The sequence below is a fragment of the Actinotignum urinale DSM 15805 genome, assembly GCF_000420445.1.
Classification (GTDB): Bacteria; Actinomycetota; Actinomycetes; order Actinomycetales; family Actinomycetaceae; genus Actinotignum; species Actinotignum urinale.
In genome coordinates this window covers 170,359-185,155 of the sequence record NZ_ATUY01000001.1, presented here as the reverse complement: position 1 = coordinate 185,155, position 14,797 = coordinate 170,359, and the positions used below count along the sequence as shown (strand labels likewise).

Annotated in this window: 13 protein-coding genes; 10 read left to right on the top strand and 3 right to left on the bottom strand. The window is 50.9% G+C overall.

The features are described from left to right. Positions 1-7: 7 nt before the first annotated feature. Positions 8-733: a transcriptional repressor LexA gene (gene lexA / locus G445_RS0100840; protein ID WP_022865684.1), complete on the bottom strand. Its 726-nt coding sequence runs from the start codon at positions 731-733 to the stop codon at positions 8-10. Between the two features lie 195 nt (positions 734-928). On the opposite strand from lexA, the gene G445_RS11335 reads away from it, so the two are divergent. Both G445_RS11335 and nrdR read left to right on the top strand, forming a co-directional pair. Next, a complete protein-coding gene (locus G445_RS11335; RefSeq protein ID WP_146002318.1) occupies positions 929-1,588 on the top strand; it encodes a hypothetical protein in 660 nt (219 codons plus the stop codon). A gap of 71 nt (positions 1,589-1,659) precedes the next feature. After that, positions 1,660-2,127 carry a transcriptional regulator NrdR gene (gene nrdR, locus G445_RS0100830; protein WP_022865682.1) on the top strand — a complete coding sequence of 156 codons (468 nt, stop codon included), beginning with the start codon at positions 1,660-1,662 and terminating at the stop codon, positions 2,125-2,127. A 266-nt stretch (positions 2,128-2,393) separates the two neighbouring features. Here the strand turns inward: nrdR and G445_RS0100825 are convergent, their stop codons facing one another. Beyond that, positions 2,394-4,667 (bottom strand): HelD family protein, encoded by a 2,274-nt coding sequence (locus tag G445_RS0100825; RefSeq protein WP_022865681.1) that lies wholly within the window; start codon positions 4,665-4,667, stop codon positions 2,394-2,396. Positions 4,668-5,052: 385 nt separating this feature from the next. On the opposite strand from G445_RS0100825, the gene G445_RS0100820 reads away from it, so the two are divergent. Then, positions 5,053-6,024, top strand: a complete 972-nt coding sequence (locus tag G445_RS0100820) for a PAC2 family protein (RefSeq protein ID WP_022865680.1) — start codon at positions 5,053-5,055, stop codon at positions 6,022-6,024. Positions 6,025-6,104: 80 nt separating this feature from the next. Here the strand turns inward: G445_RS0100820 and G445_RS0100815 are convergent, their stop codons facing one another. Continuing rightward, the gene (locus G445_RS0100815) at positions 6,105-6,950 is read right to left on the bottom strand and encodes a spermidine synthase (RefSeq protein ID WP_022865679.1); all 846 of its coding nucleotides are present in this window, start codon (positions 6,948-6,950) and stop codon (positions 6,105-6,107) included. Positions 6,951-7,147: 197 nt separating this feature from the next. Between G445_RS0100815 and dinB the strand changes: the two genes are divergently transcribed. The 7 genes from dinB to G445_RS08905 all read left to right on the top strand — a co-directional run bounded on the left by dinB (position 7,148) and on the right by G445_RS08905 (position 14,794). Next, positions 7,148-8,380: a DNA polymerase IV gene (gene dinB, locus G445_RS0100810; RefSeq protein ID WP_022865678.1), complete on the top strand. Its 1,233-nt coding sequence runs from the start codon at positions 7,148-7,150 to the stop codon at positions 8,378-8,380. A gap of 43 nt (positions 8,381-8,423) precedes the next feature. Next, positions 8,424-8,828 carry a DUF3040 domain-containing protein gene (locus G445_RS0100805; RefSeq protein ID WP_022865677.1) on the top strand — a complete coding sequence of 135 codons (405 nt, stop codon included), beginning with the start codon at positions 8,424-8,426 and terminating at the stop codon, positions 8,826-8,828. A 256-nt stretch (positions 8,829-9,084) separates the two neighbouring features. After that, on the top strand, positions 9,085-9,516 hold the full coding sequence (gene mraZ, locus G445_RS0100800; RefSeq protein ID WP_022865676.1) for a division/cell wall cluster transcriptional repressor MraZ: 432 nt from the start codon (positions 9,085-9,087) through the stop codon (positions 9,514-9,516). A 102-nt stretch (positions 9,517-9,618) separates the two neighbouring features. Next, on the top strand, positions 9,619-10,812 hold the full coding sequence (rsmH, locus tag G445_RS08915; RefSeq protein WP_022865675.1) for a 16S rRNA (cytosine(1402)-N(4))-methyltransferase RsmH: 1,194 nt from the start codon (positions 9,619-9,621) through the stop codon (positions 10,810-10,812). Beyond that, positions 10,809-11,210, top strand: coding sequence for a hypothetical protein (locus G445_RS08910; RefSeq protein WP_022865674.1), 402 nt, complete (start codon positions 10,809-10,811; stop codon positions 11,208-11,210). Before rsmH ends, G445_RS08910 begins: the two co-directional genes overlap by 4 nt. Then, positions 11,211-13,097 (top strand): peptidoglycan D,D-transpeptidase FtsI family protein, encoded by a 1,887-nt coding sequence (locus G445_RS0100785; RefSeq protein WP_022865673.1) that lies wholly within the window; start codon positions 11,211-11,213, stop codon positions 13,095-13,097. Then, positions 13,097-14,794 (top strand): Mur ligase family protein, encoded by a 1,698-nt coding sequence (locus G445_RS08905; RefSeq protein WP_022865672.1) that lies wholly within the window; start codon positions 13,097-13,099, stop codon positions 14,792-14,794. The genes G445_RS0100785 and G445_RS08905 overlap by 1 nt, the downstream gene beginning before the upstream one ends. The last annotated feature ends 3 nt before the right edge of the window (positions 14,795-14,797 follow it).

Genomic DNA, 14,797 nt, shown 5'->3' with positions numbered 1-14,797 from the left:
ATGTTGTTTAGAGCGAACGCATGACCATAACGACTTTGCCGAGGAGTTGTGCGCCATCTGCGGGGATGGGATCGTAATTTTCGTTGCAGGGGAGAAGGGTGACGTGTCCATTTTTGTGTTGGAACACTTTAACGGTTGCGTCCCCGTCTATCATGGCTGCCACAATTTCTCCATTGTTGGCGACGGGTTGGCTTCGAACAACAACCCAATCGCCATCGCAAATTGCTGCGTCTATCATGGAATCGCCCTTAACGTGGAGGGTGAAAAGATCACCTTCACCCGTCAGCTGACGAGGAAGTGGGAAAACATCTTCAACAGCTTGCGTCGCTAAAATAGGATTTCCGGCGGCGATGCTTCCCACAACGGGAACATTTACATAGTCACTTGCTTGAACGCCAGTTTCAACATCGTTAAACATGGATATAACGGGTGAGGATTCAGCGGGATACGAGGGAGTAACGACGGTGTTTTCCTGTGAAGATTTAATGGCAAGAATAATTGGGTGGCAGAGGGCTTGTTCGGTAAGCCCGATAGCGCGTGAACTGCGATCTTCTCGAAGAATGTAGCCTTTTTTGCTGAGCGAATCGAGTTGGTAGTGAACTGATGATGGCGAGGTTAAACCAACACCGTTGCAAATTTCCCTGACAGTGGGTGGGAATCGCCTCTCAATAATTGAGGAAGCAATAAAGCGTAGCACCTCTGATTGGCGTTCTGTTAGCGCTGGTAATGCCATGATGCTCCCTAGAAAAGTTCGTGTCAAAAATAATGCTGGACCCACATCGTTTACTTATAGATACAAGGATACGTGGATTGATTAATCTTTTCAAACACTTGTTCGGGCGTGTCGAACGATTGTTCTAGACATTAGCCGATCCTTGTTGTAGAGTTAGTACAGATGTTCGACGAACAAATGTTCGAGGGGGTAAAAATGAGTACAGCGGTTGATTTCCGGTTACTTGATGAAGAAATGAATGGTTCGCGGAAAGTAGATAATACAAGGCTCCGCGTTGTTCCAAGTGCGCCCAGCGGACAAGATAGTTCACATTCGCTGCGTCGGGATGTTCAAACTGGTACACGTCCTTCATTAAAGGTAGCGCCAACGGCTCGTAGTGCGGCGGGAGCTGGGCGTCCACGGAGTTCTCGAACGAAAGAAAAGTTACAGGAATTATCTACAGCCCGATTGGAGAGTCGGGACTTTTCTCCTGGAGTTGCGAAGCTGTCTATGCCGGTTGAGGCTGGTCTTGGGGCTTCGCGTCGAATCGTCCAAGAAGGTGTTGGGCGCTATCGCGTTCGAACAGTTGTTCCGGTTCGAACAGTTGCTCCGGCTATCAAGCAGAATGGTCGAAAAGAACGCGTCCACGTCCCTGGTAGAAAATTTTATGTGACAGAGGCGCAGACTCGTAGCATTATTGGCGGAGCAATGAAATTCTCTCTTATATGTCTCGTTGTGATAGTTGGTTTTATTATCGGCTCGTTTATGCAAGGGTCAGAAGGCGGACGTAATGCTGAACCTGTTGCAGAAAGATATACGCCAGCAGAATATATTGTTCCGGCAGCTGGTATTGGTTCAAGTTCCCTGGGTGATTAGCGGTTAACTACGTCAACAAAGTAGAGAGAAAGGAAAATATATCAAATTTCATTCTATTCCCGTATAATGTAATGGTGCATTGCCCTTTTTGTCGTAATACAGATTCTCGTGTAGTTGATACACGTATTACTGACGACGGAATTTCCATCCGTCGCCGTCGAGAATGCTCAAAATGCAAACGTCGCTTCTCAACATTAGAATCCCCAAATTTGCTTGTTATTAAGAGAAGCGGTGCTACAGAACAATTCTCGCGCCAAAAAATCATAAGCGGTGTTGGAAAAGCCTGCCAGGGAAGGCCTGTAACAGAGGACCAGCTGGCCGTATTAGCGGCAAAGGTCGAAGAAAACGTGCGAGCATCGGGAAGTGCCCATATTAAAGCCGAGGAAATTGGTACGGCAATCCTAGAGCCACTCAAGCACCTTGACCTTGTAGCCTATCTACGTTTCGCATCCGTCTATAAAAACTACAACTCTATTGAAGATTTCGAAAACGAAATCGAAGAGTTACGAAAAGGCAACAGCGTTATCACCGCCATCTGATTACCCTAACCGCAGACAACCAAATCTGCTGTCTGAGGTGGGTAGATTACGTTAAGTCTGTAGCGTAGTTTCCACGGTAGTTATTACGGCATAAGTAAATCAGTTATGTCTGTATTCTTGTTGATTCGGTAGCTGTCACGACACATGTAATGAACTCTATGTCAGCAGTGTAGTTCCAACGGTAGCTGTCACGTTGCAGGTAGATTATGTTGTGTCTGTAGTTGCGTCAATTTTATATTTACGCGCAGTGTGAGCTACTTCGGCTATTATGCGTTCTTCTTGACGTCCATACCTGGGGGTAAAGGTTGCGAGTGAACAATGCGCAGGTGGCGAGTCGAACGAGTCATGGCAACATACAAATTACCAGGGCCTTCAGCCAAAATTTCTGCAGGCTCAACCAATACAACAGCGTCAAATTCCAATCCTTTGGCCTCACGCGTTGTCAGCACCTGGATGCGAGATGTTACATCCACACCACGAGTATCGCGCGTCCACTGGCTCAATGCATCAGAAGTAGCTACAGCATGAGCAATCTCCGAACGACGAAGCTCAGGAACAATTACGCTCAAAGTCCCCTTATCTTCATACCAAGAATTCAGCATTGTGCATGAATCAACAATTGCGTCAATAACAGTTTCACACACGGGAGTATTCCCAGAAGCGACCACGTCGAAGCACTTTTCAGCGTTACGTGCGCCAGTTACCGGACGTACCTTTACCCCGTGAGCCTCAAGAACATTCCTTGCTATATCCAAAATCGCTGCCGGTGTTCGATAGGAAATCGTTAGGTCAGCAACGCGCATATATTGTGCAAGCCGACCAACAATACCTTCCCATCCGTCCGAAGGTGCACCAGCAGGACGTTGATCAACATCCCCAACCAAGGTCATCGATAAACTCGGGTTGCGTCGAATAATCATCTCCCATTGCATAGGGGTCAACTCTTGAGCCTCATCAACCACAACATGACCATAGGTCCAGGACCTATCGAGAGCGGCACGGTCGGCCAAGTCATCACCGTGGGAGGAAACACGCATACGGTCAGCCAACATTTCCGAGGTCACAATACCGGCTCCCAGGTTCATGGCAGACATCGTTTCCTTTGCGTAAGAAACAAGTTCAGCATCCTGAGCGCGTTGCGCACGTTGGTATGCGCGTTCCTTCGCGGTCAAAAAAGTCCCAAGATATTCATACAACTCATCAATAATGGCAATATCGCCAGCAGAAAAACCGGAACCCTTCTCGCGCTTCAACGCCTGGCGCTCCTGTGCGCTTAACTCCGGGGCAACCCGCTCAAGCAAGGCCGGATTCGCATATAAACGTTCAAGCAAAGACTGTGCAGAAGACGGTAGCCACCGTAAATTAATTTCACGCCGAGCATCACGAGATTCGGCAATATCTTCGTAAATCCACAGATTGTCAGCTAAATCAATTTTCTTTATCGCAGCAATTTGGTCAGCCAAAACCTCAACAAGTTGTTTCGCATAGGTTTCACGCGCTTCATTATGAAGCCGTCCTCCACGACGTGCAATCCTTTGAGCCGACTCAACATCCTGTGGAGTCAAGCGCACATTCACCTCTGAAATTCGTAAGGTCACCGGCTTGGGAAGAGGTTTTTGCAAAATTATTGGCACAGCGCGACGTGCAATATCACGCCACACAAGACGCCCCTTAATCTCAGCCACCTCCGGGGTGTCGCAACGTGTTGCTTTCACACCCGGAACGAGGTTTTCAATCGTCGTCGAAACAACATCAGATTCACCAAGAGACGGTAAAACCCTATCGATGTAGCGTAAAAACACCGGAGAAGGCCCCACAATAAGAACCCCGCTACGCGATAACGTATCTCGTAGCGTGTACAACAAATACGCCGCACGGTGAAGAGCAACCGCAGTTTTACCGGTACCCGGACCGCCCTGAACAACCAAAATTCCTTGAGAATCCGAGCGAATAATTTCGTCCTGCTCCGCTTGAATTGTTGCCACAATATCATTCATTTTTCCATCGCGAGCAGCATTTAATGCGGCCATTAAGGCGCTTTCGCCCGTCAAATTCAAATCCGAAGAAGCGACGGAGGAATCCATGAGCTCATCTTCCACGCCCACAACTTCGCGTAAACGGGTTTGAATATGGCGTCGACGTCGAATATCGCCCGGCTGGGCAGGAGTTGCGCGGTAAAACGGTTCCGAACGAGGCGCCCGCCAATCCAACATAATGATATTTTGATGTTCATCGCGCAAAGAAATACGCCCAATATATTCCGTCTCACCCGAGGTCGTATCAAGGCGTCCTAAAACAAGACGATTTTCCACATTACGCAAACGAATCAAATTGTCTTCATAATGGGTGGCGAAAGCATCGCGCTCACGCATTTCTCCAGCGCTTTCCTGCCCGGTTTGCGCGCGAATAGTGTCTAAACGAGCGCGGTATAGAGTACGCTGGCGATCTAGCGACTCATATGCCGTGTCGACAAATACCTGTTCCTCCGCAATCGCTTCATTGCGTGCGTCGTGATATGTTTGCGTATTTGTTCCGCTCAATCGGATCTCCTTGTGAAAAACTGGCTTACAATTATGCCCAAAAAATGCAAAAAATGACATGACGAGCGTCCCAGTGTGAGAAAAATCCGGCTGCAGGACGTATTGCCGTATCGTTTCCATGCTTCGCGTCGATTTTGTTGAAGAGAGGTCGCGTTGCGTATCTCCTTTTTCTTCTTAATGTTGTACGACGATATGCGGAACCCTTGTGCATAGGTGGTGACTTGTGGATAGGCGGTGCCGTCGTCGATATGTGATGACTTGTGGATACGCGGTGACTTGTGGATATGTGGCGCCACGATATTCAGCGCGAATAGATTCACGATTTCTTTCAGCGGGAATAGTTTCATTTGTGAGATGATTACATGAGTAGGAGGACTAAGGATAGATGAACGTATTAATCCGTATTGATGAAAAAACGAGTAACCCCATTATGGTGGTAAACCTCGTGGATCCCACCAATGACATCGGGCATATCTCGGCGCTCGTCCACCAATCCTTCCAAGTGCTCGACTCTACAACAACTGTTCATATTAAATCGGACTATCTTCTGGATTATCGCGCCCAACGAACCCAAGTGAAATATGATAACGGGATGCTTGTTGAAGCTATAATGCCTTCAATTGATTTGCTTAACGTTCACGATATTGAGGGCAAGCCATTCTTCCTTCTGACGGGTTGCGAACCAGATTATCGGTGGGAAGAATTTTCTGAGGCGGTTCTTGATGTTGCCCAAACGTGCGGCGTAAAAACCCTGTATTTCATTGGTTCTTTGGTAGCTCCCGTTCCGCATACTCGTAAACCCGATATGCTTGTTCGCTCAAAAAATATGGAAGAAGTAGCCCCGCCCATTGAAACAACGGTCTGGTTCCAGGCATCGTTTGCAGACTATCTCGAATATCGTGCAGGCAAGCGAGGTTTTGGAACTGTTGCGCTCACCATGCGCGTGCCCATGTATATCGCGGGCTTTAGGCACGCCATGGGTGCTGTGTCGGCGCTACGAATGTTGTCAACCGTCAGTGGCCTTTCGTTGCCACTGGGCGATCTTGAGGCACTTGCAAGAGAAGATACCGAACGTATTAACGCAACACTTCAAGAAGATGAAGATATGCAAGAACTCGTTTCCAACATGGAAAAACAGTACGACGCACAAGGAGTAGAACCCGGACTTGTAAGCCCACCAGATTCACAAATCATCGTACCGACGACGGAAGAAATCGGTCAGGCTGCTGAAGCTTTCCTTGCGCGAGTTGAAGAAAGTCAACGTCGTGAAAAATCGAAAAGCAAGGAAATTCATGGCTTTACGTCCATGTACGACGCCCAAGGTAATCCGAAGCGAGGGCGCCGAGCCGCCGAGTAAATCCAGGGGAATCGGAAGCGGGGGAGACTCGCGAAGAAGTCGCAATATTTTACGAGTCGTGCGAAGAAAGTGAAATATTTTTACGAGTCGTGCGAAGTTTCGTCGTCTTCAATAAGAAAACCTGGGATGTCAGCGTCGTGAAAAACAACAGCGCCTTTGGCCCGCTTTTCCAGATCTTTCTGGCTCACTATGCGAGCGGGCAAGGGGAGCCTGCGAACAGCACGATCGATTAAAGCGACGGGGAATTCGCTGTGAGAGGCGGCCAATACGAGATTTCCGTACCGCCTGCCCCGCAAAACAGATGGATCGATAATCCCTAAAACATGCGGGAAACAGTGCAGAAGCTGCGCGGCTTGCGAATTAAAACGTTTCAATCCCGTTGAGGCCACAGAATTCAACAGGAAAATACCGCGCTCACTCAAGATCTGGGAGGCGCGCTCGGCAACCTCTAGGGTACGCAAATGAGCGGGAACATCTTGATTAACGAAGGCATCGCGCACAATAACATCCCAAGTTGCCTGCGTGGTGTCCAGAGTTTCACGAGCATCCTGCACGCGAATTCGAAGGCGAGGGGATGGGGGTAAATCAAACCATTCGCGCACGTATTTCGCCAACTTTGCGTCAATTTCGGAGACGAGCTGGCGAGAACCTGGGTGTCCCGCATCAAGCGCACGGGCAAAAGCGCAACCCGCCCCGCCTAGATGAAGCGCCCGCAAGGCTTCTCGCCCGGTAAAAACCGAGTCAATCACTGCCCGAAATTGTTGCATATATTCAAATTCGAGGTATTCGGGATCGTTCATGTCCAGCGCGGAAGATTCCGAGCCACTCAAATACAAGGTGACGAGCGAAGGGCGGTCACGATGTTGTTCAACTTCAGCCACGGAAAAATCCGTAATAACTTCACGGTCAGGTAAATTAAAGGTCACAGTTGTAGCCTAGTGGATAGGTGTAGTGAGCGGAAACTGGTGAAGATTCACATCCCTTACACGCGTCGACGAAAAAATACATAGGGTGTGAGAGCAAACCTCGCGATTCTCACCCTTACGCGCGTCGACGAAAAACTTCTCATGGTGGGAACTTTGTGTGAGGGTAGAAAGTAGCGCAACGGAGAGAAAGGGGGATTATGTCCCGCGCACCTCGGTCTGCACAAGCACGCCATTCATGGGGTGATGATGATTCGGCGACCCCCATTCTCCACGTAGACATGGACGCGTTTTTTGTGTCTGTTGAGCTTCTCTACCATCCTGAGCTTCGAGGAAAACCTGTAGCTGTTGGCGGGGTTGAACGCGGAGTCGTAGCTGCCGCCTCCTACGAAGCACGCGCTTTTGGTGTTAACTCCGCGATGCCTGTGAGCCAGGCGTATAGAAAATGCCCGAATCTCATTATGCTTCCCGTGCGCGGTTCCCTCTATGGTGAATATTCGGATCGAATCATGAAGATTCTTCACGACATTACGCCACGAGTGGAAAAAATTTCGGTTGATGAAGCGTTTCTTGATGTTTCCGGGGCGCGTCGCCTTTTCGGTTCACCTGTTGAGGTGGGCGCGCTTATCCGTCGGCGTATTAGACAGGAGATCCGGGTGCCCGCATCCGTGGGGATAGCGGCAACAAAACACGTTGCAAAAATTGCGTCAGCGCACGCCAAGCCGGATGGTCTCCTCCTCATCCCAGCCGATAAAACGCAGGATTTTTTGGTCGGCCTGCCCGTGGGGGCCTTGTGGGGTGTGGGGCCGCAAGCTCAGGCGCGCCTAAAAAGTTCCGGCATTACGACGGTTGGTGATGTTGTTGCGACGGGACAAAAATACATGGAGCGTCTTTTAGGCAAAGCTGTGGGCGCGCACGTATATGCTCTGGCGTGTGGGCATGATGAGCGGGGGATAGAAATTCGGCGTGAAGAAAAATCTGTGGGCCGGGAGGAAACATTTTTTGATCCGCTTACCTCTCGCTCGCGTCTCGATTCTGTGTTGCTCGCCCAAGCCGATGATGTGGCGGCCCGCCTGCGCGGGAGGAAACTGCGCGGTAGAACCGTTGCCATTAAGGTTCGTTTCACAGATTTTACGACGATAACTCGTTCATCAACGCCAGGAACATCCATGAATAATGCGATCGATATTTACCGTGTGGCTCGGCATTTATTGGATGGAGTGGATATTCCGGAGGGTGGGGTGCGGTTATTGGGTGTGAGGGTTGAAGGTTTGGAGGACGCCAAGGTAGATAGGCAGCTTGCATTGGACGAAAATCTGCGCCGGGCGGATGTCGATGGCGTGATTGACGAGGTGCGGGAACGTTTCGGGTTTGACTCCCTGGGTATGGCGAGTGTGCTGAAAGGGAAAAAACGGGAAAAGAATGCTCAATAGCGAAGTTCACGCTAAACTAAAGCGAGGAATATAAGGAGGCATCGTGGCGCTATCCGACTACGAAAAAAAGATGCTGGAGCAACTCGAAGCCCAGCTCACTAATGACGATCCGAATTTTGCGGATAACATGAACCCTGCCCCTGAGCAGGTTGAGGCGATTACTCGTCAAATTTCCGTAAGGAACCTGGTTTTAGGCTTGCTGATCACAGTTGTTGGCGTAGGTGTCCTTATCGGGGGAGTTTCGCAATCCAATTTGTGGTGGATAGGGATCGCCGGAGTCCTCGTCATGATGTACGGCGTGTGGTTTATTTTGGTCGGTATTCGCACCAAGACAGTGACGGTTGATGCTTCTGAGGCGGCGAAACCCAGCTCCGGCGGAGTATTTGGAGACTTTATGAATAAGCAGGCGGAGAAGTTCGATAAGTATCGGCGCCGTTTCGGCAAGTAGTTAACCTTAGGATTTTCCGCAAGATTTCGCCTGATTCGATGGCACCCTTGGCAACAGGGGTGCCATTTTTTGTTCCCTTTTTCTCAGCTCTGCAACATATAACCTCCGCGACACGCCGGGGCAATATGAAAAAAATCCCTCCACCGACTTTTCCTTGATTTTATGCTAAATTTATATATCACAGGGACCAACTTCCTCAAAAAGTGGTTCAAAGTGGAGTAAAGTGGAGACATCGTGAACGAAGGGGGTGCGAGGGATGTTCCTTGGAACCTACGAGCCAAAGTTGGACGCCAAAGGACGCATTATCTTGCCCGCCAAGTTCCGTGATCAGCTTCAAGGTGGACTGGTAATGACCAGAGGCCAAGAACACTGCATCTACGTTTTCCCCATAGCGGATTTCATGGAATTGCAGAAAACCTTGGCTCAGGCCCCATTGACGTCAAAAGAAGCACGCTCCTACATTCGAGTCTTGCTCTCCGGCGCCGTCGACGATGTTCCAGATAAACAGGGAAGGATAACCATTCCTTCCCGCCTGCGCACCTATGCCGGTCTCGATCGCGATCTCACTGTTATCGGAACCGGTAACCGCGTCGAGATTTGGGATACCTCAGCGTGGGACACCTATCTGAATACGCAGGAAGAAGCCTTTGCTGATCGCGAAGATGAAGTAATACCTGGGCTTTTCTAACAGTCAGAGATCTTTCTCGTGGCTTTCTTGAGGCAATTCCCCAGCTTCAAGCCTCCCGAGAAGGATCCCTTTCTGTTAAGGAATCATGAGGAAGGATGGCGAATGCACACACATGTTGCAGCGGGAAACGCGCTCCACGTGCCAGTGCTTGCCCAGGCATGCCTTAACTTCCTGAGCCGGGGAATTACCGGACAAACAGCGCCAAAGAACCCCATCATGATTGATTGCACTCTCGGCATGGGCGGACACACGGAAGCTGCGCTCCTTGCTTTCCCCAACCTCACCGTGATCGGCATTGATCGTGACCCACAGGCAATCGCTCTTGCTACCGAGCGCCTTGCCCCCTTCGGTTCCCGTTTTATTTCCGTTCACGCCACATACGACGAGGTAGCTAACGTCGCCCAGCATTATGGGCACAAAGATAGTGAAGGTGGGGTGGACGCCATTCTTCTGGACGCGGGCGTTTCCTCGCTCCAGCTCGATGAAAGCGAACGTGGCTTTTCCTACGCACATGATGCTCCACTCGATATGCGCATGAATGTGCAGGACGGGGCGAATGCTGCCGAGCTTCTCGCGAATCTGGACGTCAAAGAGCTGACGAAAATCCTGCGCGATTACGGCGAGGAAAAATTTGCGCGCAATATTGCCCGAGAGATTGTACGAGGGCGCACGACGCAGCCCATCACGCGAACAGGGCAACTCGTCGATCTGATACGTGATGTTATTCCGGCACCCGCGCGTCGCACAGGAGGTAACCCGGCAAAACGTGCATTCCAGGCGCTTCGCATTGCTGTCAATGACGAATTGGGGTGCCTAGAACGTGCTATCCCCGCCGCGTTGGATTCCTTGCGTGTTGGTGGCTGTATCGTCGTCGAATCTTATCAATCTCTTGAAGACAAGATTGTGAAACGGAATTTTGTTGCGGCAAGTACGTCCTCGGCACCTCGTGGGCTACCCGTGGAATTAGAAGAATTTGCTCCCGAATTTAAGCTTCTCACCCGCGGGGCATACAAGGCTTCGGAAGAAGAAATTGCCGAGAACCCCCGCAGCGCATCGGTTCGTTTACGTGCCACGCAGCGTATTCGCGCCAAGCGTGGAGGCGGGGCGCAAGGAGTAGGTGCGGGAGCGCACACCCTTAAGCATGGTGGTGGTCGAGCAACTGGCGCTCAATCAACTGGTGGTCGAGCAACTGGCGCTCAACCACCACAGCAATCATCACAGCAATCACCACAACAACACACATCTTCTCGCGAAAACACCAGCTTCGCGCACGAACAGAAAGGCCGTCGCTCATGAGCCCTGCGTTAAAAAACAACGCTACACAAAGCGTGGACTACCGCCCGGTTATTTCTGGTACACCACAACTAAAACTTGTTGCCACACCTGTAGTTCGCAATGGATTCTGGGGTGTGGTGCTCTTATGTGCAACCATTCTCATTTCTGCACTTGCCGTGGTGTTCGTGCTCAACACATGTATGGTGGCAACCGCGTATGAGATTCAGGCGGTTAACCATGAACTTAATGAAGCCCGGGCGAAAGAATCTACGCTTGTGGATGAAGTGGTCGGCGCCTCAACGCCACAGGGTCTGAAAAAGAACGCAGAGCAATTAGGATTAGTAATGGTTAATCCCAAAGAAGTGTGGCATGTAGATCTTGCCAACGCGACTCTTTACCCACCGTTTAAAGGAAAATAAATGACAGACTCGGCACAACGTTCACGAAGCGAAAAACCTTCGCGACGTCATCGTCGGGCATCTTTAAACGCGCATACGCGACGAACCCGTTTCCTTGCCTACTGTTTTGCTTTCGGAATCGTTATTCTTGTTCTGCGACTTATGGATTTGCAGGTGTTGCGCGCAGATTTTCTGGCGAACGCTGCGGATAATTTCCGGACACGAACCTATGTGCTCCACGCAAAACGTGGAGATATTAAGGATTCCAAAGGTGCCGTGCTGGCAACCTCGGTGGAGCGTTACAACGTTGGCGTCAACCAAAAATTAATCGGCGAATTCGTCAACTACAAAACAAATAGCGACGGAAAAGTTGAACGAGATAAGGATGGAAAACCCATCGTTTTAGGCACGGGAGCTGCTGAAGCGGCGAGACTTCTGGCCCCGAAACTGGACATGGACCGTGCCGAATTGGGAGGACTTCTCCTGGGTGGCAAAGTAAAATCCACATTCGTGTACATCAAAAAGGATATTTCGCCTGAAAAATGGCGAGAAATCAACGCGTTACGTATTGACGGTATTGAACCAGAACAGATTATGAAACGCGAATATCCCAACGGGGATGTGGGCGGAAATGTTCTCGGCTACGTGGGCGAAACGAAAAAAGATTCACGCCCAACCGGGCAGGCAGGAGTTGAACGCACCCAAAACACCATTCTTTCCGGGAAAGATGGTTCCCTCAAGGTACAAACCGCCGGTGGTGGCGCCGTGGTGCCGAACGGGAAAATTGAGCGTGTGGAAGCCAAAAACGGACGAGACGTGACGCTCACTATTGATCGCGACCTTCAAAACAGCCTCACTCAAGCATTGAATGAAAGCGTGCAAAAGAATAATGCGAAGTGGGGTTCGGCCGTCGCTATTGAGATAGGGACGGGACGTGTGTTGGCGCTCGCGGATTCACATTCACCTGATCCGTCGAAACTATCGGAAACAAGCCCGGATGCGTGGGGGTCGCGAGCTGTTCAAGCTCCGGTGGAACCTGGGTCGACGGGAAAAATTCTCACCATGTCTGCCGTTTTAGATCAGGGAAAGGTTTCGCCACTTACTCAGTACACGGTGCCCGATCTTATTACCATGCCTAACGGGGAACGGATTCGTGATAACGAACCGCACGGTACGCAGGGAATGACGGTTGCCGGAATTATTGCGATGTCCTATAACACCGGTTTGATTCAGATCGGTGACACAATAAAGGACACGGATCGTTTTAACTACATGAAAAAGTTTGGGATAGGTAGTTTAAGCGGAATTGAGCTTCCCGCGGAATCCGCCGGTATTCTTCGCGACGTGAGCAAGTGGGGGCCACGTGAGCATTACACCACAATGTTCGGGCAGGCGTGGGCTTTAACGACGCTCCAACTTGGCCAGGTGATCGCGACGATTGGTAATAACGGTGTCTATATTCCTCCGCGCATTATTGATTCCACGGTCGGCGAGAATGGAACACCTGTCCCGACGGTAACGGGCGAATCTCATCGTGTTGTTAGTGAAAAAGCTGCGAAAACAATGAACAGTATTATGCAGGGTGTTACGCAACCTTATGGTACGGGTTATTTCGCCAAGGTTCCTGGATACAATGTTGCCGGTAAAACGGGTACCGCTCAGGTTCCTGATGAGAACGGTAAACTGACGGGACGTGTGGGTACTTTTGCAGGTTTGTTGCCGGCTGAGAAACCTCAGGTTGCTATTGCCGTTGTGGTGTATGGTGGAGCGGGCTACGGTTACGGTGGCGACACGGCTGCCCCTGTTTTTGCCCAATTCGGTAGTTTCTGTATGCGATATCTTGGTGTTTCGCCATCGTCGGTGCCGTTAGATACTTACCCATGGTTTACGTATCAAATGAGGAAGTAGTGACTTTAGATATTCGACCGCGAGTGAGCGGCATGACAACAGTTCATCTGTATGCGGAACTTCGCAACCTTCATCCAGAGTTGCCTATTGAGGTGGATGATACGGGACATCACTATATTTCTGGGGTGACGGCGAGTTCCTGGGGTGTTCGTAAAGGCGATATTTTTGCGGCGTTACCCGGTGCACATACGCATGGAAGCCGTTTTGCTGTGGATGCCGTGAAGGCTGGGGCGCAGTGTATTTTTTCTGATGCTGAGGGTGTGGAGAACGCGAAAAAATTGTTGAAGGATGCGCGTATTCACAGGATGCCGGCGTTTTTAACGGCGGAGAATCCGGGGGAGTTGCTGGGCGATATTGCGGCTCTTATGTACGGGAAACCTGCTGATTGCCTGCGTTCTTTTGCGGTGACGGGAACGAATGGTAAAACGACGACGACCTACATTCTCGATGATCTTTTACGCAAACTTGGGCGCGTGACGGGTTTGATTGGGACGGTGGAGGTCCGGCTGGCTGGAGACGCGATTCCCGCCCAGCTCACCACGCCGATGCCGGCAGATTTGCAGGCAATGCTCGCTATTTTGCGAGAAAAGGGCGGAACAGATGTGGCGATGGAAGTCTCCTCTCACGCTCTTTCCCAGGGGCGGACAAAACCCGTGTGTTTCACGGTTGCTGGTTTTACGAATCTCACCCAAGATCACCTGGATTTCCATAAAACAATGGAGGAGTATTACGAGGCGAAAAAAGTCTTGTTTACTCCTGAATGTTCCCGGCGTTGCGTTGTGTGCGTCGATGATGCGTGGGGGCAGCGTCTGGCTTCAGAAACCGAGGCGAGCGTTCCGCTGGCGGTGTTTTCCCGCCTTGAAGGTGAGGGCTGGCAGGTTGAGGATATTCAGGTGGGAACACCTACACGTTTTATGCTCCGCCACACGGATGGCAGGGAGCTTCCGGTTGCGTCATTCTTGCCGGCAGATTTCAATATTTCGAATGTCGCGTTGGCGTGCGTCATGCTCGTGGAATCCGGTGTGAGTATTGAGGGTATGCGGACTGTGATTGGTGAGGGTATTGATGCCCATGTGCCGGGGCGTATGGAGATTGTGGGGCGGTGTCCGCGCGTCGTCGTCGATTTTGCTCATAATGCGGCGGCATTGGAGAGTGCGCTGAAGGCTTTGCGCCCAACAACTGCGGGCAAGTTGATTGTTGTGACGGGTTCTGCGGGGGAGCGTGACGTGGATAAGCGTCCTGAGATGGGGCGCGTGGTGGCGCGTTTCGCGGACCGCGTTTATATAACTGATGATGATCCCCATATGGAGGATCCAGCTCCGATTCGTGCAGCTCTTCTTGAGGGCGCCTTGAGTGTGCGTGGTGGAGGTACGACGACGGAGGTTGCGTTGCGCCAGGATGCTATTCGTGAGGCGATTCTTGACGCGGGGAAACAGGATACGGTTTTGCTTGCGGGGCGAGGGCATGAGGAGTTTATGCCGACGGCAGCCGGAGATATTCCTTTTGACGATCGTGTTGAGGCACGTAAGGCAATAGCGGAGCGTGAAGCAATAGCGGAACGTGAGGCCGGCGTGAAACATGTGGAAGGCGCGGAACATGTGGAAGGCACGGAAAATGCAGAGGGTGCGGGAAGCGCACAAGGTGAGCATAGTGCGCAGGGCGCAGGGAATGCGGGGCAGAAAGGAAATGCGCTGTGATTG

Coding starts and splice junctions, on each gene's coding strand:
- lexA (WP_022865684.1), bottom strand. CDS start 733: ATGGCATTACCAGCGCTAACAGAACGCCAATCAGAGGTGCTACGCTTT.
- G445_RS11335 (WP_146002318.1), top strand. CDS start 929: ATGAGTACAGCGGTTGATTTCCGGTTACTTGATGAAGAAATGAATGGT.
- nrdR (WP_022865682.1), top strand. CDS start 1,660: ATGGTGCATTGCCCTTTTTGTCGTAATACAGATTCTCGTGTAGTTGAT.
- G445_RS0100820 (WP_022865680.1), top strand. CDS start 5,053: ATGAACGTATTAATCCGTATTGATGAAAAAACGAGTAACCCCATTATG.
- dinB (WP_022865678.1), top strand. CDS start 7,148: ATGTCCCGCGCACCTCGGTCTGCACAAGCACGCCATTCATGGGGTGAT.
- mraZ (WP_022865676.1), top strand. CDS start 9,085: ATGTTCCTTGGAACCTACGAGCCAAAGTTGGACGCCAAAGGACGCATT.
- rsmH (WP_022865675.1), top strand. CDS start 9,619: ATGCACACACATGTTGCAGCGGGAAACGCGCTCCACGTGCCAGTGCTT.
- G445_RS08910 (WP_022865674.1), top strand. CDS start 10,809: ATGAGCCCTGCGTTAAAAAACAACGCTACACAAAGCGTGGACTACCGC.
- G445_RS0100785 (WP_022865673.1), top strand. CDS start 11,211: ATGACAGACTCGGCACAACGTTCACGAAGCGAAAAACCTTCGCGACGT.